This is a genomic window from Haladaptatus sp. DYSN1, assembly GCF_029489995.1.
GTDB lineage: Archaea > Halobacteriota > Halobacteria > Halobacteriales > Halococcaceae > QDMS2.
In genome coordinates this window covers 556,873-583,673 of the sequence record NZ_CP120470.1, presented here as the reverse complement: position 1 = coordinate 583,673, position 26,801 = coordinate 556,873, and the positions used below count along the sequence as shown (strand labels likewise).

Sequence of the window (26,801 nt, the reverse complement as noted above, 5' to 3'; positions counted from 1 at the left end):
TCTAGATTAGACTAAGACGTAGTCCTTCGAGCCCAGTGTGTCTGGGACGTTCACACCGTACGTGGTGGTCGCGCCGGACTGGTCGATGACACGGAGGGTCGCCGTCTCTCCTTCAGCGAGAGTGGCTCCTTCGATAGCGTTCGCGGCAATCTGAATTTTGAGTCGTTCGCTCGATTGGTCAAGAACGGTGTCCGAAACGTTGGTATTCGACGAATCGAGTACGACGTAGTGGGTTCCATTTGCCGCAAGACCGTCATGGTAAACGAGCGTCGCGTCGCTCGTATCACTCACGCACTGAATTGTCGCTTGACTGAGGTCAATTGGATCGGATCCCGGTGATTTCTTCACGAGAAACGTGACGGTGTCGACACCAGGGCTCGTATCGTTCACAGCGCCAGTGGCGCTCACGACGTCGATTTGATTGGAAACTTGTGCCTGGGCGTCTGCGCCCATGTCTTCAGCGCGGCTCTGGAGCAGGCCCGCGGTGTTGATGAGCACACCGGCAGCGACAGCTGCGACGAGTACCATTGCGATGAAGATGATGAGTGTCCCGATACCGACCTGCCCGCGGTCGTTGTCATCGGAGTTGCTGAATAGTTCCATAGTTGAATTTCACCTTGTGCATCGCGACTCGTCCACAGTCCGTTGGGAGCCAGGGGGCTGGTCCAACGAAAGTCGCCGCCTCGCACTGACATCAGTGCCGGGGTGTCCGAACGGACGAATCGCCGAGTGACATTGTTTCGTGGGTCACTCCCACGAGATCCTCTTACTCATCGGTTTTCGCGGCGCGACCCACGGCAAGGAGCTCATGGGAGACATCTCGAAACTGTTCAACGCTCACCTGAGTCCGGGGACCGTGTACCCGGCGCTTCACGAACTCGAAGCGGCGGAGGTCCTGGAGATGCACAAACTCGTCCGAACCAAAGAGTACACCATCGCAGACGATGCGACGGCCCGCGCACAAATCGAACGCTCGATGGCTCAACACCTCGCGATTGGGTTGTTCCTCTACGGGTCACTCCAGCACGTCTAATTTTCGTCGAGGTTCCGGGCGATGTCTGCGAGACTCGAGTTCGGTGATTCGACCGCTTTGTAGACCGCACGCTGTCCCGGCACTCTGACCCCGTAGAGGAACCCCTTCTCGACGATATCAACCAGCACGGAACTGCCAAAGGACCGACCGGAGTTCCGAACCCACGCATCGAGGTGGTTCTCGCCCTCGCCGGGATTGCGAGCGAGCCGCGCGTTGTCGTAGGCACCGCGGATTTCCGGGTCGTCGCTCCCGAGGGGCGATTCGATTTTGGCGAAGTACTGCGTGCCTGAGAGAACGAGTCGGACGACCTCACCCACCGGGAACGCGTCGTGGTGCTCCTCCGGGATGGTAATCGTGGCGCGGTCGGTGCGCCCGCGGCGGGCGAGTTTGGCGCGGACCTCCGTCACCGCGGGGTTGTCACTCGAAACGTTGTCTGCCATGGGAGGGAAAACGAAAGCGGGCGTCAAATGCCCTGCGATTACTTACTCTGCGTCTTCGTCGCCGCCTTCGCCGAGGAGGTCCTCGATGGACTGGTCCCCGCGGGCGATGATTTTGGCGTTAATCTGGCGCGTTTCGTCGGAGATTTCGCGGCCGCGAACGGTGATGCGTCGGCGCTCACCCTGCCGTTCTGGCTTGTAGCCAGTGCCGCCGGTGAGGAGCACTGCTTTTACGTTCGGCCCGGCGACGTCGGGGCGCATTGCGCGGCCCGTGTTGTCGGAGCCACCGGTGATTTCGAGCGTGTAGCCGTCGAGGCCAACGGCCGTCCCGTCCACTTCGTCGCCGATGTCCTTACCGAGGAATCGGTTCGCATCCTGTCCCTCAATCTCGCGCTGGAAGGTCTCGCCGGAGTCTGGGTCGGCGACGACGACCTGAAAGTCTGCCATGCGTGTCTAAAAATGGTCGCGCTTGAAAAGCACATCGAAACCTCGTTTCGACGCGCCTTGCCCCTCGTCGCCCCACATCGGGGATACAATTCGTCACGGTGACAGGACAGACGCGGTATGATTCAGTGAATATCGACAGAACCCCATGAGAAGACCTCTCGCTGCCGTAATCCGGGGAATTGATCTCGGTAGCCCCGAAGTCTCAAGTGCGTCCGACACTAACTTGAAGGCATCATGGATGCAAAGCGGCTCGAACGGGCACTCTCAGAGGAGTTCGACCCGGATGCTGGAGAGCTGCGTGTTGTCGTTCGTCAGGCCTGTGACCTGGCGGATTCGGGGTTGATAGAACGTGACCGCGGTCACGAACTGGAAGTCAGGGACGTCGTCGCGAACCTGAACGACGCACCGAAAAACAGCTCGCTCTCACAGCGCTGGAACTGGTGGCTCGGCTCGCTCGAAACCGCCTACGGCGGCTACGCCGAATTCAGAATTCTGCCGACCCTCTTCGAGGACATCTGAACCGATGGAGGCAAACGGCATCGTCCGCTACGTCCGATAGATGAAGCTACGCTTTCTTGGCGGGGCACGCGAAGTTGGCCGGAGTGCCATCCTCGTGAACGACCGCCTCCTTTTGGACTACGGGATGGCCCCCGGCGACCCGCCAGCCTACCCCGTCGGTGACGTGTCGCCCGAGGCCGTCGTCGTCTCGCACGGTCACTTAGACCACGTCGGAGCGCTGCCGACGCTGCTATCTGGGGACGAGCGCCCGCCGATTCACTGGACGCCACCCACCCGCGAACTCGCGCTGACGCTCGCCAGGGACACGCTGAAACTCCACGGGGGCACCTACGACTGCCCGTTCACCGAAGTCGAAGTCAGTCGGATGACGCAGGTGTCAGCAGAACACGGGTACGGCGACTCCTTCGAGGCTGCCGGCCACGAAATCACCTTCTTCAACGCCGGACACATTCCCGGCAGCGCCCACGTTCTCGTCGACGACGGCGAGACGCGCCTGCTCTACACGGGCGACTTTCACACCGACGACACCCGCCTACTCTCGGGGACGACGGACCGCCCCGAGGCGGACGTGGTCATCTGCGAATCGACGTACTCGGACGTAGACCACGACCCCCGCGAGCAAGTCGAACGACGATTCGTCGAGAGCGTCCAGACGACGGTCAGGGAGGGTGGCACGGTCGTCGTCCCCGCCTTCGCTATCGGCAGAACGCAGGAGATGCTCCACGTCTGCGCCGCCCACGGCGTCGATTGCTACGTCGATGGGATGGGCAAGTACATCACCCAGATGCTCCGCAACTACCCCGACTACGTGCGCGACGAGACGGCCCTCCAGCGGGCGAAATCGAACGCCCGATTCGTGACCGGGAAGAACGGCCAGCGGAAACGTATCGCCGCCCAAAACACCGTCATCGTGACGACGAGCGGGATGCTCACCGGCGGTCCAGCGATGACCTACGTACCGGAAATCCGCACCCATCCGGTGAACAAAATCACCTTCACTGGCTATCAGGTCGAAGGCACGCCTGGCCGCGAACTACTGGAACGGGGTCGTGCAGAATTGAACGGCCACGTCCGCCCGGTGAGCGCACAGGTAGAGGCCTACGACTTTTCCGCGCACGCAGACAGCGACGGTCTCCGCGAGTTCCTCGCCGCCTACGGGGGGACGCCGATTTTGCTCAACCATGGCGACCGCTGTGAAGCGTTCGCAGCAGAGTTGCAGGCCGCGGGCCACGACGCACACGCGCCCGTCCTCGACGAGACGGTCGAAATCTGATTACTCGTTCAACAGGTGCTGTTCGATGCCGGAATCGCCCCCGAGCAGCGCATTCAGCCGTCGCGTGATGAAGTCGAAGAAGGCGACCAGCGGGTAGAGAAGTCGTTCGATGAACGAGATGGGGATGGCGACGGTGAGCGCCCACTTCGCCGCGTTACCGAGACCGTAGGATTTCGGGACGATTTCACCGAAGACGAGGACGACGAAACTGCCGACGAGGGTGGCGACGGTCACCGCCTGACCCGTAGACAGGTACTCGATAGTGAGGACCGTGATGATGCTCGAGATGGCGACGTTGACGACGTTGTTGCCGACGAGCAACGTGACGAGCAGGCGGTGGGGGTCCCCGCGAAGGTCCGCAAGTGTATCGACGCGAGAATCGTGCCCGGGCGTCTGCGAGGCGAACCACGAGTCGGGAAGTGTGAAGATGGCCGTTTCGCTGCTCGAGAAGAACGCACTCAGCGCGATGAGACAGGCCAACACGACGATAGCGACCAGGGTGACCGAGAACGAAACCATACCATGGATGCGGACGCCAGCCTCAAAGAACCCGCTCCAGTGAAGTGGGAGGGAATCGAACAGGATGGCGATGGCCGCAGTGTTGAGTTCCGAGACGGCGATTTTTCTGCTCCTGCAAATCGTGCTACTGTTGGCTGTGGCTCGGCTGCTCGGGGCGTTCACCGAGCGTATCGGCGCAACGCGCGTCGTCGGCGAACTCACGACGGGATTCGTCCTCGGCCCGTCGATACTGGGCGTCGCCGCCCCGCCCGCCTACGAGGCGCTGTTCGCCGTCGAAGAATCTGCCTCGCTCGAAGTGCTGTCGCTGCTTGGCCTCGTGTTGTTGCTCACCCTCGCCGGCATCGAGATGGAGTTTCAGTTGATTCGCCGACGCCTCCGGGACGTAGTCGTCATCGGGTCTGCGGGTCTCGCACTACCCTTTGGCCTCGGGCTGGGCCTCGGATTGCTCGTGCCCGGGAGTCTGCTCGTCAGTTCGTCACCTCGCCTCGTGTTTGCGCTCTTTCTCGCGACGGCGCTCAGCATCTCCGCGATTCCCGTCATCGTGCGCATCCTGCGCGACCTGAACGTCTTTCACCAGCCATTCGGCCAACTCACGGTGGCGACGGCGATGTACACGGACACCCTCGGATGGGTGTTGTTGAGCGTCGTCGTCGGCATCAGTCGGGCCGGGTCGCTCGAACTCGGCGCGATCGGCGTCGTCCTGCTCGTCCTGCTTGGCTTCCTCGCGGTGGCGTTCACCGTCGGGCAACGAGTCGTGGACAGCGTTCTCCGGCAGATCGGCACCGACGGGAAGGGGCAACTCGCGCTGGTCGTCGGGACAGCAGTGCTCGGCAGTGCAACGACGATTGCGCTCGGCATCGAACCCGCACTCGGGGCGTTCGTCGCTGGCCTGCTCATCTCGCGAAGCGGCGGCGTCAAACCCGCCGTCTCGGACACCCTCGAACGCGTGACCGTCGGTATCTTCGCGCCGCTGTTTTTCGGCATCGCGGGCCTCCGCGCTGACCTCGGCGCACTGGCCGACCCAACCGTCGCCCTGTTCGGATTCGTGACACTCGCCGTCGCGACGGTCGGGAAACTGGCCGGCGTCTACCTCGGGGCCACCGCACTCGGGTACTCACGCACCGAGGCACTCGGCATGGGGGCGGGTCTGAACGCTCGCGGCGCCATCGAAATCGTCATCGCCACCGTCGGCCTCGAACTCGGGATTCTCTCGGTCGAGGTTTACACCATCATCCTGAGCGTCGCCATCCTCACTTCCGCGATGACCGCGCCGCTGCTCCGAATGGTCGGCCCGCAACTCACCCGCGAACTGGCCTGAATTCCCGCCAGACGAACTCCTATCCGTCTGCCGTGCCTACGGCCGCGCATGGTCCAGAATCAGCGCGACACGTTCGACATCGGCGGCGACCTCACCGTCAATCGCCTCGGCTTCGGCGCGATGCGCATCACCGGTGACGGCATCATCGGCGAACCCGACGACGTAGAGAGCGCAAAAGACGTCCTCCAGCGAGCGGTCGAACTCGGCGTCAACTTCATCGACACCGCAGACTCCTACGGGCCGGGAACGAGCGAACGACTCATCCGCGAGGCACTCGCCCCCTACCCCGAGGACCTCGTCATCGCGACGAAAGGCGGCCTGCTCCGCAACCGAGACACCCAGTGGAAGGCACACGGCGACCCTGACTACCTCCGAAACGCCCATCTCGCCAGTCTCGACCGCCTCGGCGTAGACAGCATCGACCTCTACCAGCTCCACCGCCCCGACCCGGACGTGGACTTCGAAGACTCGGTGACAGCACTCGCAGAACTCAAAGACGACGGCGTCGTCGAACACGTCGGCCTCAGCAACGTGAGCGTCGAACAGTTGGAGACCGCCCGCGACATCGTGGACATCGCCACCGTCCAGAACAAGTACTCCATCAAGCAACGCGAGTCAGCAGACGTCCTTCAGGTGTGCGAGGAGGAGGGAATCGGCTTCATCCCGTGGTTCCCACTCGGCGCGGGCGACCTCGGCGAGACGGGCGAGGTTTTAGACGACATCGCGAGTAGCTACAGCGCGACCCGTTACCAGATTGCCCTCGCGTGGTTGCTCCAGCACTCGCCAGTCATGCTCCCGATACCGGGCACCTCCAGCGTGACGCACCTCGAAGAAAACGTCGCAGCCTCGGAGATTTCGCTCTCGGACGACGAAATCGCACGTCTCGACGGGTAAAGAGGCATATCTCTTTTAGCTCTGGCGTGGTAGTTCATGGCATGATTCAGAAGGACCTCTCTGCGGACGAAAAGGCGGCACTCCACGAACTCCAGCTCGGTAGCGAACACCTGTATCGCGCCTACGGGAAGTTACTCGATTTCCACCACGCCGTCGGGCACGCGATGGACCGGTTTGCGAACGCCGAAGAAAATCTGCGAGCGGCGGGGTATACCGAACTTGCGGACGAACTCCGTGACCAACACCTGCCTGCCGGCGTCATCGACGACAAGTGGACGTACGAAATCGTCGAAGAATTCGAACACGGCTTCCTCGCCGCAACCACCGATTTCGAAAAGCGCGTCTGTCTGGAACTGGCCGAAGGGATGGACCACGTCAGCGAACGCGAGTTGCAATCGATGCTGCGGGTCAGGTCGCGACAACAGGGTCGCTAACGCAGTTTGAAACTACGCTTCGTCTACCTTCTCCGCGTACTTCTCGAGTTCCGCCGCCAGTGTTCGCGCCTCTTCGGCCGTCAGTCGCACCGAATCTGCGTGCGGCGCGAGGGTGTCGAGTTCCGTCGGGTCGAGTTCCACCTGCAGTGAGACGTGGTCCGGATTCTTTCGCGGAGCCGTGACGTTGAGCGTGGCGAACGCCTCCTCGGTGAACCCGTGGCCCTCCGCTTGCGCGTCCAGGAGGTCGAGCGTGGTGTACGCGTTGACCGTCATGATGCGGTCGGGCATCAGTCGTCAGATGGCGCGGGCGAGGCGTCCATGCCGTCGTCTTCCGCGTAGGGGTACCACGTCATCTTCGTGTTGTGCATGAACGGGTCCTCGTAGTCCGTCTCCTCGGGTTCGGCGAGGCCTTGCAGGTCGTCTTCGTCTTTCGCCGCGATGAAGTCGCGGAAGCTCTGTCCGTCTTCGCGCTGGTCTTCGTACACCTGCAGGAGGTTCTTGATGTAGCCGGGCACCTCGTCCGCGGCGACGCGCATCTCGACCCACTCTGCGAACTGCGGGTTCTCGCCGAGGCCGCCGCCGAGACCGATGTCGAAGGCTTCGACGGGGTCGCCGTCCTTGCGCGTCTTCATGCCCCGGAGGCTGATGTCCGCAATCTGGGGCTGGGCGCAGGAGGCCGTACAGCCCGAGAGGTGGATGTGGAAGTCGGTGACACCGTCTGGAACCTCGACGTTGTCGCGGAGCCAGCGGCCGTAGCGCACCATCCGGTTTTTCGTCTCGACGATCGAGAGCGAGCAGTACTCCGTGCCGGTACAGGCGATGGAACCTCGCATGAACGGGTGAGGGTCCGGCGAGTACTCTTCCAGAAGCGGCTCTGCGAGGAAGTCGTCTAAGTCCTCCTCCGCGATGTCGGCGACGATGAGATTCTGGCGCTGGGTGATGCCAATCATCTCGGAGCCGTACTCCTCGGCGAGGTCGGCGAGTTCGATGACGTCCTGGGCGTTCTGTCGGCCGACGAGGACGTACAGGCCGACGAAGTACTGGCCATCGCTCTGCTTGTGGACGCCAACGTAGTCGCCCGGCGCGTCGTTGCGCCCGGAGTTGTAGTCGTACTCGTGGCGCAGGTCCTCGCCTGCGGTTTCGAGTTCGTAGTCGATGTACTCGTCTTGCAGGACGCTGCGGAACTTCTCTGCGCCCCACTCGTCGACGAGGAACTTGATGCGGGCGTTGAACCGGTTGTCGCGGTCGCCGTGGTCGCGGAACAGTGCGGAGATGCCGGCGGACACGTCGGTCATCTCCTCGGGCCGGCAGAACACGTCGATGTCGCGGGCGAGACGCGGTTCCTTGCGGGCGAGGCCGCCGCCGACGCGGACGTTGAAGCCGGTGACTTCTTCACCATCGAGTTCCTTCGTCGCGGGTTCGAACGCGAGGTCGTTGATGACGCCCTGCCCTGCGCCGCGGGTGTCGCCGGTCACGGACACCTTCCACTTGCGCGGGAGGTTGGAGTACGCCGGGTTACCCTTGAACTCCTCGTTCAGTTCCTGGACGAGCGGCCAGACGTCGATGTGTTCGTCTGCGTCGCGCCCGGCGACGGGGCTGCCGACGATGTTGCGCCACGAGTCACCGCAGGCCTGGATGGTAGAGAGACCGACTTCTTCGAGTCGGGAGAAGATGTCCGGGATGTCCTGCAGTTGAATCCAGTGGAGCTGGATGGACTGGCGGGTCGTCCAGTCACAGACCGCGCCGGGCCACTCGGGGTTGTCGGCGGGGCCGTGGGCGTAGTCTTCGGCGATTTCACCGACGACGCGCAGTTGTTCTGGCGTCAGGCGGCCCATCGGGACGCCGACGCGCATCATGAAGTAGCTCTCCTGGCCGGAGCGCTGGTGGTAGAGGCCCCACCACTTGAAGCGCTCGAACCAGGCGTCGTGTTCGTCTTCCGGGATGGCTTCCCAGCCCTCCTCGGCGAATCGTTCGAGGTGGTCGCGGACCTCGAGGCCGTAGGCCTCGTCTTTCCAGCCCTCGACTTTGCTTGGCATGACTCGCTAGTTGCCCTCGTCTCATATACGCCCAAGCGTGCCGTCAAGCATCCCCGCGTCTGCCCAACCGAGGAAAATGTTGCCTCTTCTACGCGGAAGTACCTCGGTGTCGCAGCCGGGGGATGTGGATGCTTTCGGGGACGACGCCGTAGAACGTGCCATCTATGACCCGCCCGACGGTCACCCAGTCGGTGACGCTCTCTTCGCCACAGACGATGCAGCGACCCGCGATTTTCGCGGCGATGTCACCGTCTGCAACACCGACATCGACGAACCCCTCCGCGAGAAAGTCGGCGACTTCACAGGCACAGACGTCGTGTCGGGCCAGCAACCAGAGGTCGCTCACGCTCACGCGACGCGCATCGTTTACGCTAATCCACGCGCCGTCGTCGAGCGTGTGGACGGCAACTTGCATATCCCGTCTTTGCACCCGGCTACCCAAAGTCCGACGGCCCGAGCAACGTTCCCCGGCGGTGATGACGAACCTATCTGGCAGAACCGGCCGCATGCGAGCGGTTTTCGTGTGAATCGGCCGTCGTAGAAAGCGGCCGTGGTTGCCGCCAAGCGGTTTTCAGGGTCACAATTTCAGGTGAACGCGGGCTTATTTTAGGTGGGACAATAGAGTCGAGCATGTCAGAAACTCCCGACGCCACGATGTCCGCCTCGACACGGAGGGATGCCAATTGAGTAAGCAGACTGTCGAGCCCGAACCTGAGGTGAGCGACGACCACGATACGAGCCACTTGGACGACTTAGAAGACGGAAGCGGCTGCACCGAAATCTGGGAGAAACTCTCAGAGCAACGCGAGATTCCAGAAGAGTAGGACGTTGTGACCGGCGTGCACAGCACGCGCAGATTTTTAAGGCTCATCCACCTACGCCGACCCATGAGAGAGGCGCGGCGACGCGACGAGATTGGCGCAGGGCGCAGGTCACCCGTCGGTGAGCCCGTCATCCGCGGTGACCCATCGGTCACCGGCGAACGAGCCCAGGAAGCCGCCCGCTTCGACCCCGACGACCCCGACAGCCTCGCCCGCGCTGCGGAGACGGTCCAGAACTTCGCAACGAAGACCATCGGCGACGAAGACTACGTCTACATGCTCGAAGGGGCCGCCGCCTGCGCTGCACTCGTCCGGGGCGAAGGCTCGTACAAGGCCGCCGCCGCCCGCGCCGGCGGTGACGTGACCGTCTCGTTCATTCGGAAGTGGGCACGCGTCCACGACCTGCCCCGTGCCATCCGTCGCCACGTCGCCCAGGGCGAAATCGCCCCGACCGCTGCCAAACACATCGCCCGCGTTCGGGGGGAAGCGCGCTTCCTCCTCGCGTGGGCCGTCCTCGACAACGACCTGACCGTCCGGCAGGTGCGCGCTGCCGCGAGCGCCATCAACAACGGGACGAGTGTCGAGGCCGCGCTCGCAGAACAGGGCGTACACCCCGGCGAAGTGACGCTGTCGCTCCCCGTCGATGCCTACCGGGAACTCCGCCGACAGGCCGCCAATCAGGGCGTCGAACCCGGTGAGCTCGTCGCCGACGCGCTCGAAGCGGTGTGGCAAACGGAGTAGGAAACTGGCAGACGGAATCGTAAAGGTTTACCACTAACCGCCGGTAGTCTGTGGTACAGGGCTGGTAGCTCAGTTAGGCAGAGCGTCTGGCTTTTAACCAGACGGCCAGGGGTTCAAATCCCTTCCAGCCCGCTTTTGCGACGAACAACTCCGCGAGCGCCGCGTAGCGTGTGCGAGCGATTCCGTGAGGAGGAAAGCAGACATGAAGGGATTTGAACGAGGGAGCAACTTGTTGCGACCGGCGTTCAAATCCCAGTAGCCTCACCGTATTGTGTTTTTAGAATACACTCGCAAAACTCACAGAGTTTTGCTCACTTCCGATGCGGCAAAGCCGCATCGACGTTCGTAATCACGTGGTGATTACTCACTTCCAGCCCGCTACATCCTCTCGCGAGCAAGTCCGTGAGCGAGTGCTGTCTCGATGCTGGAAGGATTTGAACAAGGGAGCAGCTCTTCTGCGACCGGCGTTCAAATCCCGACACGCCGTTCGACTCCGTCTCACGCCAGTCGTCGTTCGTGAACGCACGCGTTCACTCACCGCCGATGCGGCTTCGCCGCATCGAGGCTCGCAAACCCGACGGGTTTGCTCACTCACGGGGCGTACCTTTATTTCAAAACCAGACGCAGAGAGAGCCATGCAACTCGGGTCCAATGTCCTCTCTTCGTTGTTGATTGTGGCGGGTGGGTTCGTCGCGCTGGTCGGGCTTGCGACCATCGCAGGAATGCCATGGACGACGAAGGCGAGTGGACTCGCGGCGGGGGTCCAAGTGGGCGGGGCGCTCGCGGCGGTGGCGCTCGGCGCGGGACTCGTGTGGCTCGGAAGAAAAGCGTAGACCGGAGTCAGCCCCTCCGCGGGAGGTACGCGAAGGAGACCATGAAGATGACCGCGAGGAGGCTGAGGATGACGATTCCCCAGAGGCCGTTGATGGTGTCTTCGAAGTCAGTGACCTTCGCTTGCTCCTCGGCGTAATTCTCGTAGTTCGGCGAGAGCTGGACCTCTTCCTCCGAGATGAAGTTCACGACGTAGTCCTGTCCGGAGAGGGTGACGTTGCCGCCCTGTGTGAGGTCGATCGTGTTCGTCCGCGGGGCGTTCCAGCCGACCGTCACGGCGCTTTCAGAGACGCTCTGGACGGTGGTCGAGTTGTTCTGATATTGCAGTTGGTCGCCAGTCTGGAACTCTTGGCTGTCGGGTTCCGGCAGGTACTCAGAGAGCAGTCGCAGCGTCTCGTTTTCCGAGTAGACGACGTACCGAGAGCCGTTCCGGGTAATGGTCTCGTTGTCGACCGCCGGGTCAGCGGCGAGGCGCTGGGTGACGTTGAACTCCTGGGTCATCGTGAACGAGGAGACGTTCGACCCGTTCGGAACGAGGACGCGATAGGTGTCGTTGTTGTAGGGCACCGTGGAGTTGTTCGCGAGTTCTGCCGTGTAGAGGGCGGACTGGTTGGTCCACGTGAGTTCACCCGCGAAGCTGGCTCCGCCTCCGCCACCGTGACCGCCTCCGCCGCTCGACTCTTCGAGCGAGAGGCTCGCCACCGTGTACGTTCGGTCGCCGACTGTGAGCGTGTCGTTCACGCCGTAGGTTGGGCTGTCCAGTGTGATGTGCGGCTGTTCGGCCGTTGCGATGAGCCCGTAGGCCCCCGCACCGGCAACGACGAAGAACACTGCAAATATGGCCGCGGCGCGTCGTTGCATGCCTGAAGCGTCGAACGGACGCCGTATAACGGTTACTTTTCTCGCAGGCCGCGGGGTACAGCGGCGCTGTTCGTCGCTTCACGCACGCAAGCCGCCAGACGGCAGTGACGTGTCGCTGAGCTAACACGGACGCAACCACGAGCAGATAGCGTTATATGTTACCGAGTAGCATAACTGGTAGAGGTATCGATGGCTACAATGACCCAGCGAGCAGCATGGATGCACTCCGCCGACCACCGGATTCTGGACTACTTACAGCGCGAGCGACCGGATTACGCCCCGCTCATCGCGAACCGACTCGGGATGCACTTGAAATACGTAGAGGGGCGCATCGACGTGCTCTGTACGTATGGCCTGCTCGAAGCCATCAGCGGTGAGGTCGTCTACCGCATCACCGACCGGGGCGTGGCGTACCTCGAGGGTGAAATCGACCCGACGACGCTCACCCCGGAGTACGGCGAGACAGAAGCCTAAAACGAGAGGTGCGACGAGGAAGAGGGAATATCGTCGCCGTCGTCGAGGCCGCCCTCGTGGAGGAATCTGCATTTTGCGTCCGTGAGATACACGTCGCCGTCTTCGACGGTCACGTCCACTTCAACGAGTGTCGATTCTGCAGCCTTGCCGTTGTCGCAGTAGCCAGAACAGCCGTCGAACATCGAGCCGTGTTTGGGGCAGATGATTTCGCCGTCGCGCATGGCCGCGCCCATGCCCCGGTCGAGTCGCTGGTCGGTCTCGTGTTGGCAGAAGTTCTTCCACGCCGCGATGCACGTGGCCGTCTTGACGAGGATAACTTCCTCTTCACTCCCGTCCAGTTCGCGGACGGTGAAGAGGTACGATTCGTTTTCAGCGAGGTCCGAGGCGGAGACGAGATGGGTTCCGCGAGGCATATCAAGCGTCGGGAGAGCACGGACTTGAACCCGACGCTCGCCGCCACATCCACGGGCTTTATCGACGTGGCATCCGCTTCCTGACACAATGAGACTCTACAGCGCGGCGAAGCCGGTTCTGTTCAGGCTTCCACCGGAGACGGCCCACGGGCTGGTCCACGGCCTGCTCGGGAAAGCGGACGGGTCACCTCTGATGAGTGCGATGCGTCGCTTCTACACCGTGAACGACGACCGACTCACGGTCCGGGCGTTCAACCAGCAGTTCGAGAATCCCATCGGCGTGGCTGCGGGGTTCGACAAGAATGCCGAGATTCCGGGTGCGCTTGGTAGCCTTGGGTTCAGTCACGTCGAAGTCGGCGGCGTCACCGCGGAACGCCAACCCGGCAATCCAAAGCCGCGAATGTTCCGCCTCCGCGAGGACGAGGCGCTCGTAAACCGCATGGGGTTCAACAACGAGGGCGCAGACCGCATCGGCGAACGATTAGCCGACGTGGACGTGGACTTTCCCCTCGGCATCAACATCGGGAAGTCGAAAGCAACGGCCCTCGAAGACGCCGCAGACGACTATCTGTACACCTACGAGCGCGTCAAAGACGGCGGCGACTACTTCGTCGTGAACGTCTCCAGCCCGAACACGCCGGGCCTGCGCGAACTCCAGAACCGCGAACCACTGGAGCGGATTTTCTCCACACTGCAGGACGTCGGCGCGAGTCCCCTCCTCGTCAAACTCTCGCCGAACCTCACGAACGCCGCCGTCGAAGACGTCATCGACGTGGTGGAGGACCTGGACCTGGACGGCATCGTGGCGACCAACACGTCCACCGATCGACCGGCCCACCTCCAGAGCGCAAACAGTTCGCAAACCGGCGGCCTCTCGGGCAAACCAATCGAGGGACGAGCCACCGAGATGATTCGCTTCGTCGCCAAACGCACGGACAAGCCAGTCGTCGGCGTCGGCGGCATCGACTCCGCCGAAGGAGCCTACCGAAAAATCAAGGCAGGCGCGAGCGTCCTCCAACTCTACACCGGCCTCGTCTATCACGGCCCATCCATCGCTCGCGACATCAACAAAGGCCTGCTCAAATTGCTCGAAAAAGACGGATACGACAGCGTCGAGGACGCCGTCGGTGCGGATTTACCCTGATTACTGCAAAGCGCGCAGGTCGAATTCGAAGCCAGCGACCGGCAGTTCGAGGCCGTGTTCGACGAGTACCTTCGGGTGAAGCTCGCCGATGACGCCGACTTCCTCGCCGTCGATGACGACGGCGGCGGTGCGCCCGGCGATGAACGAGGGATGTTCCGTGGCCGGGGTTTCGAGGGCAACGTCGAACGCGCGACAGAGTGCCTGCAGGCGCGATTTCGCGTCCTCGTAGGACCCGTCGTGGCGGGCGAGAACCGCGGCAACGTGGCGGGCTTCTGCGACCCGCGTGTTCAGCGAATCGTCGCGGTGGGCGACGAAGCCGATTTCCGCTAAGTCCTGTGGATAGGCGCGGTGCGTGTTGTTTCCGAGAACCATCAGCAGCGACGGGAGGTTCCACGTACGAAGCGTCGTGTACTCCTCGCTGTACGGTTCGGTGATGGTCACGGGCGTTTCCGCACCGAGAGCGTCGTCCGCAGGCGAGATGCCCATGCGCTTGAAGTTCTCCACCTCGCTCGTCATGTGGAAGTTGAGCAGGTCCTGGAACCCGAGGCCGACGAGCGTGTCACGGGTGGCGGTTTCGAGCCGCGAGCGGTCGTGCAGCCCACCGACTGTCGAGACGTCCGGGTACGTCGGTTCGAGTTCGTTGAAGCCGTAGGCCCGCCCGATGTCGTCCACGATGTCGAGCGGATGGAGCACGTCCACGCGGTACGGCGGGACCGAAACCTCGTAGACCGGTTCGCCGTCCTGTGTCTCCGTCTCGGCGTCGAGGCCAGCGCGTTCGAGCAGGTCGACGACCTCTTTCCGGTCTAAGTCGATGCCGAGCAGTTTCTCGATGCGCTCGTGGCTGACCGTCTTCGTCTCGAGTTCGAAGTCGGGACGGACGAGTTCGTGGTCGGGGTACTCGACGTTCACCTTCTCGACGGTGCCGCCGCGGGCGTCGAGCGCGTAGCAGATGATGTTGCACATCCGGTCGATTGTCCACTGGTCCGTGCCCGTGAGTTCGATGAACAGATCACGCGAGTCGGTCGAAACCTCTGTCCGGCGGCCGTTGATGACCGGGGGGAACGAGAACAGCCCGATGTCGTCGTAGATGGCAGGGAAGCGGTCGAGCCCCTCCACGAGGTCGGCGTACTTCTTGCCCGTCTCGTGTTCGGTGAGGACCTCACGCGGCGTGAGTTCCTTGTCGGAATCGAGCGCGACGAAGGGCTCCGCGTCCGGGTCCACGCCCTTGTAGGTGATCGATTGATCACCTGCGCCGTCGGTCGCTTTCGCGCCCTTCAGCATGGTCAGGTCGTGGACGCCGATTGCGCCCTTGGCGCGTTTTCGGCCCATCGTCGCGTGGAGTTTCTCCTGTAACTGGATGAGCGAGTCCAGACCGTCCTCGGAGAGGTTCGCGCCGCGGACGATTGCACCCGTGACGTAGGGTCGTTCCTCGGGCACCGACTCGTCGACGACAATCGACCAGTCGGCGTCGTTCGTCCGGGGGACGTACACGCCGCGGTCGTCGCCGTATTGGTAGCGCAGCGAGCGGGCGACGCCTTCGACCGAGAGGCGGTCGAGGCGGTCCGGGGCGAACTCCAGTTGGAAGTCTCCGTCGGCTGTTTCGCCCTCGAATTCGAGGCCGAGACCGAACAGGTCGGTTTTCAGTTCCTCGTCGCTCTTCTCGTCGTGGCTGGTCAGGCGGCGCAGTTCGTCTGGGTTGACGTCGACAACTGGCATTAGTAGACTACCTCCACGTTCCGCAGCAGGTCAAGGTCACAGAGCGTGCCGTGAACGTCGCGGATATCTTCGAATCCGTGCATCAACATGAGCAGGCGTTCTAAGGCGAGGCCCCACGCCATCACGTCGCACTCGACGCCGAGTGGGTCGAGCACCTCGCGGCGGAAGATGCCGCTGTTCCCGATTTCGATGATTTCGCCCGTCTCTGGGTGGCGGCCGAACAGTTCGAAACTCGGCTCAGTGTACGGGTTGTAGTGGGGTTTGAACTCGAGGTCGGTGATGCCGAACTGCTCGTAGAACTCGGTGAACGTGCCCATCAGGTCACGGACTGAGAGATCCTCGGCCATGACCCAGCCCTCGATCTGGTAGAATTCGAGCAAATGCGTCGGGTCGAGCGTGTCGTTGCGGTACACCTTCTCGACGGAGAAGTACCGGGCCGGTTCTTCGAGTTTGCCGATTTCGTGGCCGGAGAGATACCGCATCGAGAGCGAGGTGGTGTGCCCGCGAAGGTCGATAGAGCGCGCCACGTCCTCGGTCCACGGCGAGTGGTACCCCTCGCCGTCCTCGCCCGCGCCGTACAGGTGGGCGTCGTGGACGCGTTCGAGCAGGTCCTCGGGGAGATCCTCCATCGGCGGCACGTCTAAGGCGAACTGGTCCCAGTGGGTGCGCGCCGGGTGGTCCTGTGGCATGAACAGGCAGTCGTTGATCCAGAACTCGCTGTCCGCGTGCGGGCCTTCCATCTCCTGGAAGCCCATGCCGACGAGCACGTCCTTGACGCGGTTTGCCGTCTGGCGGAGGATGTGTTCTTTGCCGCCGCGATACACTTCGGCGTCAGCCTCGACGTTGTACTCGGCGAAATCGACGTCCTGCCACTCGCCAGAGGTGAGCATCTCGGTCGTGAGACGGCCAACGGTTTCTGCGACTTCGACGCCGGCCATCAGCGCGTCCACGCCCTCGTCCGTGAGCAGCACCGAGCGAATCGTCGATTCAGAAATCTCGACGAGGTCACGACGTTCGAGTTGCGAGAGGACGTCGCCATCCGCGACGGAATCCCCCGCGACGAGCGCGGCGAGTGCGTTCGCCTCGTCGTCGGCGTCGGGATCTGCGTCCGGGTTCACGGACACCGCACCGCTGTCGATGGAGCCGTAGCCCTTGCGAGCGAAATTAGAGAGCGCGATGTTCACCTGCGGGCCGCCGAGGCCGGACGCACCGATGATGCGGCCCATCTCAACGGGTCCCTCATCAGCACCCTGTTCGAGCGCGGCCTCGTAGAGACGAATTTCGGGGAGCCCCTCTGCTGCGTATTCTTCGCCTTCGTCGGTGACGGAAACTGATTCTGCCGTCTCCTCAGAGACGGTGACGAGTCCCTCGGCTTCGAGGGCGAACGCGGCCCCAGCGACCGTCTCTTCGGGGAGTTCTGTGGCTTCCGCCAGTTGGTCGAACGTCTGTGCCTCTGTGGCGGACGCGGCCTCTAAGACCGCGACCTGTGGTTCGGGTAATCTCATTATTGCTTGTTGTCGCGTACACTGCCAGCAAGTCAGTTAGCGGTTCCGAATACACCCACGTCGGTTTCCTCGGGCCCGGAGGCCGGATTCCACCGTCGCGTCTCAGAACCGAAAAAAGCCGAACCCAGCGGTCCGCAGGGAGTCGTCGCCGGTCAACACTGGCGTGGGTTCGGTAGCCATACCCGGTGATACGAGTGGATTCGCTAAAAAACGTTCCGGACACCGCGTATGCCCAGCGTGCATACCCGTTCTTACAACCCATTACAGGGGAGTATTGACGTGACCGGTATGTTGAAATAATACTTTTCTGCCCACCAGTGCTACCGTGTGACCACCAACCGGGCAGTCCGGGTTTCGCACAATGAACGCAACGTACGCAGACGAGACGGTAATCGAATGGAACGAGTTCTACGAAAACGGCGAGTACGAGCGCATCGCCTACATCGGCGAGGAAGCGATGCCGAAACTCCTCCACCGATTCTTCGAGCGCCACGGTGCACCTGGGAGTTTCGCCTCCATCGGGTGTGGCCCGGCGGCCGCGGAGTTCGACCTGGCTCCCGACTACCCGGACACCGAGTTCTACGGCTACGACATCTCGGAGGCAGTCATCGACGACAACACCGCCCACGCCGCCCGCGAAGGGCTCGACAACATGCACTTCGACGTGGCGAGTCTCCCCGACCTCGACATCGACCGGCAGTTCGACATGGTGTACTGCCTCGCCACACTCTACTTCGTCGATGGCGTCGACGAGTCCGTCAAAGCTCTCTACGACCTCGTCGAGCCGGGTGGCTACCTCATCTTCAACTACCCCAACCGTTACACGATGTGGACGTTCGACGAGGCGTTCGAGGGGTCCCGCCGCGACCTGTTCCACCGGGTCGTGGAGGGGAAGAACCTGCTCTCCTACGAACGCATCCGCAACCTCCTCGGGACGAACCCGCGGAGCTACTGGACGTTCATGGACGCCGCAGACCTCCCGTTCGTCGGTCGGGACACGCCGTGTGTGTATCTTCGAAAACCGCTCGAAAACGAGGGTTGAGAGTTAGCGACGCGGCGACGTGAGTTCGATGTCCGCCTCTTCGAGCAAGTGTTCGACCTCGGCGCGCTTCTCCTGGTGCTCTGTCAAGAACTCCTTCATGAGTTCTGCGGCCTGTTCTTTGCAGCCACCACAGAGGCGTTCGCCGCCGACACACTCGTCGTAGACTTTCTTCGCGAAGGCGTCGTCGTCGGCCGCGAGCAGGTAGGCGTAGAGTTCGTACACCGGACACTTGTCCGCCTCGCCACCGAGTCGGCGCTGCTCTTCGGCCGTCGAGCGACCACCGGTCGTCGCGGATTTCACCTTGTCGTAGCCGTCCTGTGGGTCGTCGAGCAGGCTGATGTGGCTCGCCGGAATCGAGGAGGACATCTTGCCACCGGTGAGGCCGGTCATGAAGCGGTGGTAAATCGAGGATGGGGCGTAGAAGCCGTACCCGCCGTTCTCGATTTCGACGGTCCGCGCGAGTTCCTCTGCCTCCTCGCGGGTGAGTTCGAACGAGTCGATGTGCTCGTCGTAGACGCGCTTTTCGCCTTTCACGGCCTCGATGAGCGCGTCGAAGGCTTCCGGCGTGGCGTTGCGGTCGACGAACCGGACGCGCGGTTCGATTGGTTCCTTCCCGGCCGAATCGAGTTTGGCGACCACGCTGTCGAAGCCATCGTCGTCGGGATTACCGTGCTCGCGAAGCCACGCAGCGGCGTCCTCACAGCGGACGGTTTCGCCGTCGTCGGCAGAGAGCGCGCCGTAGGCGGCTCCCAGGAGTTCGCGCTCTGCGTCGTCCGCCTCGAAACTCGCGAAGGCCTTAGTCACGCCAAAGTAGCGCATCCGGGCGGCGAGGTCACGGGCCAGTCGGACGTGGGGGTCCTGGTCGGGGCCGACCGGGATGACCGTCGGCTTTGGCTCGCCGAGTTGCGGATAGAGGATGTCCGCCATCTGCGTGACGACGCTCTGCATGTGCGAAACGTCCGTCTCGCCGTCGAAGCCGTAGATGTTCTCCAGTTCGGAGAAGTTGGCCTTGATGCCGAGTTCGAACGCGAGGTCCTGCAGTTCGCGGTTGTCTGACTGTCGATAGAGTTCGCCCGCCTCGGGGTCGAAGCCGAGGGCGAGCAGGCTCAGCAGGTAGTCGCGAGCGTGTTCGTCGATTTCCTCCCACGAGAGACCGCGGGCGGAGTGGGCTTCTAAGTCAGCAATCAGGGCGTAGGCGTCTGCGCCCTGCTGTTGGTGCCAGATTATCTCGTCGAAGACGAGTTTGTGACCGATGTGCGGGTCGCCCGTCGGCATGAACCCCGAGAGCGCGGCCGTTGGCTTGCCCGCAGCCATCGCCTCGAGGACGGCGCGGTAGTCGCGGTGGCCGAAGATGACGCCCCGACGCATCAGGTAGTGTGGATTTTCGATGTCGGGAAGCACCTCGTCGAACTCCTCGATGCCGAACTCCTCGAACAGTTTTCGGTAATCCGCGATGGTCGACGAACCCCACGGGTCGAGCGTCGTCGCATCTGTTTCGTCCGCTGCTCCCGTGTCGTGTTCTGAATCGCGTGTCATGGTGTGAGTCGACCTACCGACAACCAGGTCTCTGTTCCGTCGTTCGCATCCGTCAGCGCAAAAACCATTCGTTTCCGGACCCCGTGGGCGAGGCGCACGTCGAGTGCCAACTCTCGCAGGGCGAAGGCGTGGTCGCGTTCGAGCACGCGAATCAGGTACTCCGAGTGGCTGAGGTCCGACACAGATTCCACGTCGGCGTAGGTGCGGAAGTCAGCACCGAACTTGAACCCCGTCTTGGGGACGACCTGCCGGTCGCGCAGTTCGGTGTACACCCTCAGTCGGCGGTCGAATCGCTCGCCTTCGACTTCGTGACCACGCGCGACGATGGCATCTGTCCCACCGTCTACGGTGAGCGTCCCCTCGTCAGTGAGGTAGGCCGCTTCGAGCAGCGAGAGCTGGACGGGTCCTTCCTCCTTCTTGCGACCGCCGAGCGGTTGGCCGTAGAACGCGGAGGCGTAGAGGGCACTCGGCGGGTCCCAGACGACCACGCGGTCGTCGATGAGCGTGCCCCTGCACGGTGGGAGGTCGAACGTGGTCGAACCCGTGATAGCGAGGGTGTCCGTGTCGAGGTAGGTGATTTCACCTTCCTCGTCCACCACGGCGAGGACGCAGTCGCCGAGCGCCGCGGCCGGGACGCGCGTTCGTTCGCCCACGGTGCGGATGCGATAGGCGATCTCGTCGTCCCACGGGCCGCTGCCGCGTGGGAACACCACGAAGTCCTCGTCGCCGGTCGGTTCGACCCAGCCGTCGCGTGCGGGAGAGAGGTAGAATCCCCGGTCGCGCAGGTCGCGGTAAACCTGAAAGCGGACGGCGAAGCCCTCGCCGGTTGCATCGGCGAAGAACGCCTCGAAATCCATGCCCTCGACCGTGTCGAGGTCGCCGCGAAACAGCAGGTGGGCCGCCTCGACGGGGTCTAAGGCGACCTCGTTGCCGTCGAGCGGCCGGCCGTAGCCTCGGGCGTCGTAGTAGCGCTGGCGGGCGTTTCCGCCGACCTTCACGACGCCATCTTCGAGCGTGCCGTTCATGACTAGAGGCAGACGGCGGGCGACAAAGGGCCTGCGGTCACACCGCGTCGCAGGTGGCGTCGAGACACCGATGACCGGACGCAGTTTCGAATTGGGGCAAGCCACACGGACAGTTTCCCGCGTGCGTGCCCGTCGGGAACGCGAACCCAGTCTCACAGTCGGGATAGTTCTCGCACCCGGCGATGAGGCTACCCCGCCGGAGTATGTTGAGGTTGCCGTCGCACTCGGGACACTGCCACTCGCCGTCGAACTCGGCTTTGATTCGCTCGTCGAGCGAGTCACACGAGCGGTCGATGCAGAGTTCGAACGCCTTCCCGTGGGTGGCGCGCATCTTCGGGAGGCCACAGTCCGCGCACTGCTCGTCCAGAATGGCTGCGTGCTGAGGCAGGCCGTATTGGGCTTCACAGCCGAGACAGGAGACGTGCGTGCGGGTCTTGACCAGTGTTCCGTCGCACTCGGGGCAGGTGCCGACGGGCGTGCCGGCTTTCGCGGCAGGCACAGAAGTGGCGGTGTACTCGTCGTGGACGGTGACGGTCAACAACTGGTCGCCGTCCTGGGCGATGATAGCCGTGTCGCTCATCGAGAGAGCGTCGGCGCGAGTCAGCCACGCGACCGGTTGGTAGCCGTCTGCGTCGTGGACGAGGAGCGTGTTGTCGGGTTTGGCGATGACGACGACGTGGCCGCGGGCGGTCTGCTCACGGGTGCCTTCGAAGATGATCGTACAGTCGCCGGCGAGGACGCGAATCGAGTCGAGCATGATCCGGACTGGTCCCGTATTGGTATATAAAATTCAGTCCACGCGAACCGTCTTCGTCTCGGTCTGTGGCAGGAGCGGCAGGTCGGGATACGCGACGTGGACGGCGTACTCGATTTCCTCGAAGTTTCCGCCGAAAACGGGGACGAGCAGCGTGTCTTCGCCGAGATAGGAAGACTTCGCTGAGAGTTCGGTGTCGTTTCCAGTGACGCGGAGCCCAGCGCGAGCGCCGCCACGGCGATTTTTCACGTGGACTTCGCACATGTTGTTCTGGCCCGCGGCAATCGACGTGGGGAAGTCGCCCCAGTCGATTTCGACGTTCGGGAGGTTGTTGGCCGACTCGTAGACGCGCTCTGCGACGCCCGCAGAGAGTCCGGCGTCGATGAGGCCTTCGACGCCCGCGGCCCGCACGTCTTCGGGCGTCTCGATACCTTCTTTCGCGAGTTTGTGGGCGCGACCTGAGCCAACGCCGTCGATGGCGGTGAGGCCGACGGCGGCACTGGAGATGCCGGTTTCCACGCGCGCTTCCACGCGACGTGCGAGGTTCGCCGTCTCCGCGGTGTCGAACCGTTCTAAGAACGACTGCATCGCCGCGAGCAGGCGGCGAGCGTTCTGCTGGATGACCCACGCGTCGGAGCGGAGTTCCGGCGGTGTGCCGCCGTTCATGCTCGCTCGCAGAATCGCGAGCACTTTGCGCTGGCCGGGTTCCATGCTGTCTGGCGTGTGCTGGCCCACGAGGATGGCGTTGATGGCGTCGCGCTCCGATTGCCGGGCGCTCACGCTGTCGAACTCGGCGGCGCAGGACACGGTTTCGAGAATTGCGGCTTCGTTCACGAACTCACGGTCGGCGAGGCGTTTGAATCGCTCTGCGGTGGTGAGGCGCAGGTAGAACTTCGAGGCGAGCACACCGAGAGCCGTCCCGTCTACGCCGAGGTCGTCGTCCATCTCGACGAAGCCACGGGAGACGAGTCCCGAGAGCGCGTTTCGCACCCGGTCGCGCAGGCCCTCGAAGTCGTACTCCTTCGGTTTCGACCGCGAGCGGACGGCGTAGAAGGTGGTGTCGAGCCAGCTCATCACGTCGTCTAAGTCGCGGAGGGTGCCCATCGCGATTTCCGCGTTCAGGTGGGCGTCCAGGTCGTCCGCGAGTCGAGATTCGATTTCCTTGCCCTCGCGCAGGAGGCGGCGGTACTTGTCGGCCTCGGCACGGTCACATACCACCCAGCCGTAGCCCACGTCGTCGTACCCCGGTCGCCCCGCGCGTCCGAGCATCTGGAGCACGTCGAGGGGACTCATGTCCACCTCGCCTTCGAGCGGGTCGTGGAGTTTCGTGTCGCGGATGACGACACAGCGAGCCGGGAGGTTCACCCCCCACGCGAGCGTGGAGGTCGAAAACAGCAACTGGATTTTGCCCTCGCGGAACCACTTTTCGACGGCGTCTTTGTCTTCTTTCGAGAGCCCCGCGTGGTGGAACGCCACACCGTCGGTGACGGAGTTTTTGAGCGTGTTGTTCTGGAGGTCTTTCGCCTCGGTGTGGAAGTCGTAGTCGCCGCGGGCACCGATTGGGATGTCGCGCTCTGCGAGTTCGTCGCGGGCCTTCTTCGCCGCCTGCACAGTGTCCTGCCGGCTGGCGACGAACACGAGCGCCTGCCCGCCGTCTTTGATGTGCGGTTCGGCGAGGTCGATGGCGCGGTAGAGGCGGCGGTACTTGTCCGCGAACGAGTTGTCCCCGTGCGTGTACGTCTGGACGTCCGCGTGGAGGTCCACGGGTCGGTAGGCGTCGTCGAATTCGAGCGTCGTCTCGGGGACCGCACCGAGCCAGTCGGCCACGTCCGCGATGTTCGGCATGGTCGCAGAGAGCGCGACGATGCGCGGGTCACACAGTCTGCGAAGTCGCGAGACGGTCACTTCGAGGACGCTGCCACGTCGGTCTGAGTCGAGCAGGTGCACCTCGTCGATGACACAGCAGGTGACGTCTGTGATGAAGGAATAGCGCGGCGAGTCGTGCTTTCGGGTGGCCGAATCGGTCTTCTCCGGGGTCATCACGAGGATGTCGGCGCGTTCGGCCCGTCGGGAGTTTAGGTCGCGCTCGCCCGTGACGACGTAGACGGAGTAGCCGAGTTGCTCGAAGCGTTCCCACTCGGCTTCCTTCTCGTTGGTGAGCGCCCGGAGCGGCGCGATGAACAGCGCCTTGCCGCCGTCGCGCAGCGCCTTGCAAATCGCCAGTTCCGCGAGCGCCGTCTTGCCACTCGCGGTGGGCGCGCTCGCGACGAGGTTCTCCTCGCGCGTCAAAATCGCGGGCAACGCCTCGCGTTGCATCTGGTTGAACTCCTCGAACGGGAACACCGACTCGAACTGCGGGATGGCCTCTGCGACCTTCACGGAGGACACCTCGACGCAGTTCGCAATGGAAACGTGGGAGAGACCGCCATCTGGTAGTGAGGTTGGTCGCCCTGCCAAAAGGCGTTTCCTAGTCGGCCGCCGTCGCGCTCGCCCGCCGGAACATTCCGGTGTTGGCCGAGTGATAGAAGTAGATGCCGAGTCCGACGGCGGCGGCGATGTTAGACAGGGTCACCGCCCAGAACACCGCGTGCATGCCAAAGGAGAGGACGAGGCCGCCGACGGCGGCGATGGGCAGCCGCACGCCCCAGTACTGGACGACCGAGGCGTACATGCTCACCTTCGTCCGGCTCGCGCCGTTGAACCCGGCCTGGAACAGGTAAATCGCGCCGAGTGCGGGGTAGCCGTACGCCAGAATCCGCAGGTACTCGACCGAGAGCGCGAGGCCTTCGGGGGACAGTTCCGGGACGAACGCCTCGGTGAGGACGACCGGGAGCAGCCACTGGATGACGCCGATGACGCCGAGGCCGATTGCGGCGAGCCGGACGCCGAGCCACGTCGTGCGCTTCGCGCGGTCGAGTTTCTTTGCGCCGAGGTTCTGCCCGACGATGCTTTGGGCGGCCTGCTGGAGTCCCTGTGCCGGGATGAACGCGATGCTCGCGACGCGCGCACCGACCGTGTACGCCGCGATGCCCGCGACGCCGCCGACGGCGAAGACCACGGCGACGATGATGAGGCGGACGATTTGATTCGTGCCCTGCTGGACGGCCGTCGGAAGCCCAACCTCGAAGACGGCGCGAATTTCACTCGCGTCTACGACGAACGACCGCTCTGAGAGCATCCCCCCGTTGCGCCCGCGAATGATGAGGGTCAACCCGAGCAACATGCCACTGCTGTAGCCGATGACCGTCGCGAGCGCCGCGCCCGTGACGCCCATGCCCTCGATTGGACCGTATCCGAAGATTAGCAGCGGGTCGAGGACGATGTTCACGCCGACCGACGTGAGGTTCATCCAGAGCGAGGCCCGAGAGTCGCCCCACGCGACGAGTCCGGCTTCGAGCGTGTCTCCGAGCGCGATGAGCGGCAGGCCGAGCGCGATGGTTCCGAGATAGGCGATGGCCATCACGGGGACGACGCCATCGACGCTCATCGGGTTGGTGCTCACGAGCAGCGAGACGAGCGGCTGGGCGCCGAACCACGCGATCACGCCGAGGAGGGTGCCGACGCCGAGCGCGATGTAGATGCCCGACCCCAGCGACCGCCTGGCCCCGGCGACGTTTTCGCCACCGATGCGCTGGGCGACGCGAATCTGTGTGCCGACGTACGGGATGAAAATCGAGAACGAAAATAGCAGCGCGACGGCGGGTGCGGCGAGACCGACGGCGGCGACGGCGTCACCGCTCAACCGGCCGAGAAAGATGAGGTCGACGATTTGCACTACCACCTGAACGAGATTCTGGACCAGGAGCGGGGCCGAAAGAACAACCAGCGCCCGGAGTAACGGTCCGTCGGTGATATCAGATGGAGAGAGCTCAAAGTTTGGTCGCCACATACTGAGATATATTTCTCAATTATTGCCCCGAATACATATATTTGACAGGGTTTCTCGCGGGGAGATATAACGTGGAGGTTCGACCGTCGAATTCGACCTGTGATGCCGCGAGAGCGGGCACATGGCCGGAAGATGCGGTGGGTCGGGGTTACCCCATCTTTTTGTCCCCGTATCCCCAGACATCTGGTAATGAGTCGCGTGCGGAAACCTGACTGGCTGAAGATGCGGCCACCATCCGGCCAGCAGTTCACGAAAATCAAACAGACCCTGCGCGAGCACAACCTCCACACCGTGTGTGAGGAGGCCAGTTGCCCGAACCTGGGCGACTGCTGGAGTGGTCGCAACGGACCGGGCACGGCGACGTTCATGCTAATGGGCGACCGCTGTTCACGGGGCTGTAACTTCTGTGACGTACAGACCGGCGGGATGGAACCGTTAGACGAGGACGAACCTGCGAACGTCGCCGAGGCCATCGCAGAAATTGGCCTCGATTACGTCGTCCTCACGTCCGTCGACCGTGACGACCTGCCCGACCAGGGAGCGGGCCACTTCGCCGAGACCATCCGCGAAATCAAGCGCCGCGACCCAGGCATCCTCGTGGAAGTGCTGATTCCTGACTTCCAGGGCGAACCCGAACTCGTTCGGAAAATCATCGACGCCAAACCCGACGTCATCGCCCACAACATCGAGACGTGCGAGCGCCTCCAGTGGCCGGTTCGTGACAAGCGGGCGGCCTACGACCAGAGCCTTTCGGTGCTCGAACAGGTGGCAGACGAATCCGACATCTACACCAAGACGAGCATCATGCTCGGCGTCGGCGAGTACGACCACGAGGTGTACCAGACGCTCTCCGACCTCCGGGAATCCGACGTGGACATCGTCACCCTCGGCCAGTACCTCCAGCCGTCACGTCGCCACCTCGACGTGACCGAGTTCGTCCACCCCGACCGCTTCGACGTCTGGCGACAGGTGGCGGAGAAGGAACTCGGCTTCCTCTACTGTGCGAGCGGGCCGATGGTTCGCTCGTCGTACAAGGCCGGTGAACTGTTCGTCGATGCGATTCTCCGCGAAGGCAAGACCATAGACCAGGCCCGCGAGGAAGCGCGGGCTGCATCCAATTCGGCCTGAGTCGCTCGTTT

General features: G+C 63.2%; 29 protein-coding genes and 1 tRNA gene. 14 read left to right on the top strand and 16 right to left on the bottom strand.

Annotated elements, in window-relative coordinates; genetic code table 11:
* Positions 1-6 precede the first annotated feature (6 nt).
* Positions 7-603, bottom strand: a complete 597-nt coding sequence (locus P0648_RS03070; protein WP_277505180.1) for an archaellin/type IV pilin N-terminal domain-containing protein — start codon at positions 601-603, stop codon at positions 7-9.
* A 139-nt stretch (positions 604-742) separates the two neighbouring features.
* Here P0648_RS03070 and P0648_RS03065 point away from each other — a divergent pair, with 139 nt between their 5' ends.
* Positions 743-1,033 (top strand): helix-turn-helix transcriptional regulator, encoded by a 291-nt coding sequence (locus tag P0648_RS03065; protein WP_276245709.1) that lies wholly within the window; start codon positions 743-745, stop codon positions 1,031-1,033.
* Here P0648_RS03065 and P0648_RS03060 read toward each other — a convergent pair.
* Both P0648_RS03060 and P0648_RS03055 read right to left on the bottom strand, forming a co-directional pair.
* Entirely contained in the window at positions 1,030-1,473 is a 444-nt protein-coding gene (locus tag P0648_RS03060; protein WP_276245710.1) for a hypothetical protein, read from the bottom strand. The genes P0648_RS03065 and P0648_RS03060 overlap by 4 nt on opposite strands.
* A gap of 42 nt (positions 1,474-1,515) precedes the next feature.
* Positions 1,516-1,917 carry a 30S ribosomal protein S6e gene (locus tag P0648_RS03055; RefSeq protein ID WP_276245711.1) on the bottom strand — a complete coding sequence of 134 codons (402 nt, stop codon included), beginning with the start codon at positions 1,915-1,917 and terminating at the stop codon, positions 1,516-1,518.
* Positions 1,918-2,151: 234 nt separating this feature from the next.
* Here P0648_RS03055 and P0648_RS03050 point away from each other — a divergent pair, with 234 nt between their 5' ends.
* A complete protein-coding gene (locus tag P0648_RS03050; RefSeq protein ID WP_276245712.1) occupies positions 2,152-2,436 on the top strand; it encodes a hypothetical protein in 285 nt (94 codons plus the stop codon).
* Positions 2,437-2,476: 40 nt separating this feature from the next.
* Positions 2,477-3,709, top strand: coding sequence for an MBL fold metallo-hydrolase (locus P0648_RS03045; protein ID WP_276245713.1), 1,233 nt, complete (start codon positions 2,477-2,479; stop codon positions 3,707-3,709).
* Here the strand turns inward: P0648_RS03045 and P0648_RS03040 are convergent, their stop codons facing one another.
* Positions 3,710-4,228: a DUF21 domain-containing protein gene (locus P0648_RS03040; RefSeq protein WP_276245714.1), complete on the bottom strand. Its 519-nt coding sequence runs from the start codon at positions 4,226-4,228 to the stop codon at positions 3,710-3,712.
* Between the two features lie 64 nt (positions 4,229-4,292).
* Between P0648_RS03040 and P0648_RS03035 the strand changes: the two genes are divergently transcribed.
* From P0648_RS03035 to P0648_RS03025, 3 genes are read left to right on the top strand one after another with little or no spacing between them, the layout of a single operon-like run.
* The gene (locus tag P0648_RS03035; RefSeq protein WP_277505178.1) at positions 4,293-5,546 is read left to right on the top strand and encodes a cation:proton antiporter; all 1,254 of its coding nucleotides are present in this window, start codon (positions 4,293-4,295) and stop codon (positions 5,544-5,546) included.
* A 48-nt stretch (positions 5,547-5,594) separates the two neighbouring features.
* A complete protein-coding gene (locus tag P0648_RS03030; RefSeq protein ID WP_276245716.1) occupies positions 5,595-6,440 on the top strand; it encodes an aldo/keto reductase in 846 nt (281 codons plus the stop codon).
* Positions 6,441-6,481: 41 nt separating this feature from the next.
* The gene (locus P0648_RS03025) at positions 6,482-6,874 is read left to right on the top strand and encodes a hypothetical protein (protein WP_276245717.1); all 393 of its coding nucleotides are present in this window, start codon (positions 6,482-6,484) and stop codon (positions 6,872-6,874) included.
* Positions 6,875-6,886: 12 nt separating this feature from the next.
* Here P0648_RS03025 and P0648_RS03020 read toward each other — a convergent pair whose 3' ends face one another.
* From P0648_RS03020 to P0648_RS03010, 3 genes are all read right to left on the bottom strand, one after another.
* Positions 6,887-7,162: a DUF6360 family protein gene (locus tag P0648_RS03020; RefSeq protein ID WP_276245718.1), complete on the bottom strand. Its 276-nt coding sequence runs from the start codon at positions 7,160-7,162 to the stop codon at positions 6,887-6,889.
* The gene (locus P0648_RS03015; protein ID WP_277505176.1) at positions 7,162-8,910 is read right to left on the bottom strand and encodes a nitrite/sulfite reductase; all 1,749 of its coding nucleotides are present in this window, start codon (positions 8,908-8,910) and stop codon (positions 7,162-7,164) included. Before P0648_RS03015 ends, P0648_RS03020 begins: the two co-directional genes overlap by 1 nt.
* 88 nt (positions 8,911-8,998) lie before the next feature.
* On the bottom strand, positions 8,999-9,325 hold the full coding sequence (locus tag P0648_RS03010; protein WP_276245720.1) for a hypothetical protein: 327 nt from the start codon (positions 9,323-9,325) through the stop codon (positions 8,999-9,001).
* A 268-nt stretch (positions 9,326-9,593) separates the two neighbouring features.
* Here P0648_RS03010 and P0648_RS03005 point away from each other — a divergent pair, with 268 nt between their 5' ends.
* The 4 genes from P0648_RS03005 to P0648_RS02990 all read left to right on the top strand — a co-directional run bounded on the left by P0648_RS03005 (position 9,594) and on the right by P0648_RS02990 (position 11,305).
* The gene (locus P0648_RS03005; RefSeq protein ID WP_276245721.1) at positions 9,594-9,734 is read left to right on the top strand and encodes a hypothetical protein; all 141 of its coding nucleotides are present in this window, start codon (positions 9,594-9,596) and stop codon (positions 9,732-9,734) included.
* 63 nt (positions 9,735-9,797) lie between these two features.
* On the top strand, positions 9,798-10,472 hold the full coding sequence (locus P0648_RS03000) for a hypothetical protein (RefSeq protein ID WP_277505174.1): 675 nt from the start codon (positions 9,798-9,800) through the stop codon (positions 10,470-10,472).
* 58 nt (positions 10,473-10,530) lie between these two features.
* Positions 10,531-10,604 (top strand) — tRNA-Lys (locus P0648_RS02995).
* Between the two features lie 503 nt (positions 10,605-11,107).
* The gene (locus tag P0648_RS02990; protein WP_277505173.1) at positions 11,108-11,305 is read left to right on the top strand and encodes a hypothetical protein; all 198 of its coding nucleotides are present in this window, start codon (positions 11,108-11,110) and stop codon (positions 11,303-11,305) included.
* Between the two features lie 7 nt (positions 11,306-11,312).
* Here the strand turns inward: P0648_RS02990 and P0648_RS02985 are convergent, their stop codons facing one another.
* Entirely contained in the window at positions 11,313-12,164 is an 852-nt protein-coding gene (locus tag P0648_RS02985) for a hypothetical protein (protein ID WP_277505172.1), read from the bottom strand.
* Between the two features lie 189 nt (positions 12,165-12,353).
* On the opposite strand from P0648_RS02985, the gene P0648_RS02980 reads away from it, so the two are divergent.
* A complete protein-coding gene (locus P0648_RS02980) occupies positions 12,354-12,638 on the top strand; it encodes a DUF2250 domain-containing protein (protein ID WP_277505170.1) in 285 nt (94 codons plus the stop codon).
* On the opposite strand, the gene P0648_RS02975 is transcribed toward P0648_RS02980, so the two are convergent.
* The gene (locus P0648_RS02975) at positions 12,635-13,051 is read right to left on the bottom strand and encodes a Rieske 2Fe-2S domain-containing protein (protein WP_277505169.1); all 417 of its coding nucleotides are present in this window, start codon (positions 13,049-13,051) and stop codon (positions 12,635-12,637) included. The two genes, P0648_RS02980 and P0648_RS02975, sit on opposite strands and share 4 nt — an antisense overlap.
* 88 nt (positions 13,052-13,139) lie before the next feature.
* Here P0648_RS02975 and P0648_RS02970 point away from each other — a divergent pair, with 88 nt between their 5' ends.
* On the top strand, positions 13,140-14,195 hold the full coding sequence (locus tag P0648_RS02970) for a quinone-dependent dihydroorotate dehydrogenase (RefSeq protein WP_277505167.1): 1,056 nt from the start codon (positions 13,140-13,142) through the stop codon (positions 14,193-14,195).
* Here the strand turns inward: P0648_RS02970 and pheT are convergent, their stop codons facing one another.
* Together pheT and P0648_RS02960 are read right to left on the bottom strand one after the other, a co-directional pair.
* Positions 14,196-15,911, bottom strand: a complete 1,716-nt coding sequence (pheT, locus tag P0648_RS02965; RefSeq protein ID WP_277505165.1) for a phenylalanine--tRNA ligase subunit beta — start codon at positions 15,909-15,911, stop codon at positions 14,196-14,198.
* The gene (locus P0648_RS02960) at positions 15,911-17,416 is read right to left on the bottom strand and encodes a phenylalanine--tRNA ligase subunit alpha (RefSeq protein WP_277505163.1); all 1,506 of its coding nucleotides are present in this window, start codon (positions 17,414-17,416) and stop codon (positions 15,911-15,913) included. Before P0648_RS02960 ends, pheT begins: the two co-directional genes overlap by 1 nt.
* A 361-nt stretch (positions 17,417-17,777) precedes the next feature.
* Between P0648_RS02960 and P0648_RS02955 the strand changes: the two genes are divergently transcribed.
* Complete coding sequence (locus P0648_RS02955) at positions 17,778-18,458, top strand: trans-aconitate 2-methyltransferase (protein WP_277505161.1); 681 nt, start codon at positions 17,778-17,780, stop codon at positions 18,456-18,458.
* Between the two features lie 3 nt (positions 18,459-18,461).
* Here the strand turns inward: P0648_RS02955 and P0648_RS02950 are convergent, their stop codons facing one another.
* From P0648_RS02950 to P0648_RS02930, 5 genes are all read right to left on the bottom strand, one after another.
* The gene (locus P0648_RS02950; protein WP_277505160.1) at positions 18,462-19,994 is read right to left on the bottom strand and encodes a tryptophan--tRNA ligase; all 1,533 of its coding nucleotides are present in this window, start codon (positions 19,992-19,994) and stop codon (positions 18,462-18,464) included.
* Positions 19,991-21,019 carry a tRNA-intron lyase gene (gene endA, locus P0648_RS02945; RefSeq protein ID WP_276245733.1) on the bottom strand — a complete coding sequence of 343 codons (1,029 nt, stop codon included), beginning with the start codon at positions 21,017-21,019 and terminating at the stop codon, positions 19,991-19,993. The genes P0648_RS02950 and endA overlap by 4 nt, the downstream gene beginning before the upstream one ends.
* A 37-nt stretch (positions 21,020-21,056) precedes the next feature.
* Entirely contained in the window at positions 21,057-21,776 is a 720-nt protein-coding gene (locus tag P0648_RS02940) for an endonuclease NucS domain-containing protein (RefSeq protein WP_277505159.1), read from the bottom strand.
* Between the two features lie 33 nt (positions 21,777-21,809).
* On the bottom strand, positions 21,810-24,152 hold the full coding sequence (locus P0648_RS02935) for a DEAD/DEAH box helicase (protein ID WP_277505157.1): 2,343 nt from the start codon (positions 24,150-24,152) through the stop codon (positions 21,810-21,812).
* A gap of 88 nt (positions 24,153-24,240) precedes the next feature.
* Complete coding sequence (locus tag P0648_RS02930) at positions 24,241-25,662, bottom strand: MATE family efflux transporter (protein ID WP_277505156.1); 1,422 nt, start codon at positions 25,660-25,662, stop codon at positions 24,241-24,243.
* A gap of 189 nt (positions 25,663-25,851) precedes the next feature.
* Here P0648_RS02930 and lipA point away from each other — a divergent pair, with 189 nt between their 5' ends.
* Positions 25,852-26,790: a lipoyl synthase gene (gene lipA / locus P0648_RS02925; RefSeq protein WP_277505154.1), complete on the top strand. Its 939-nt coding sequence runs from the start codon at positions 25,852-25,854 to the stop codon at positions 26,788-26,790.
* Positions 26,791-26,801 lie beyond the last annotated feature (11 nt).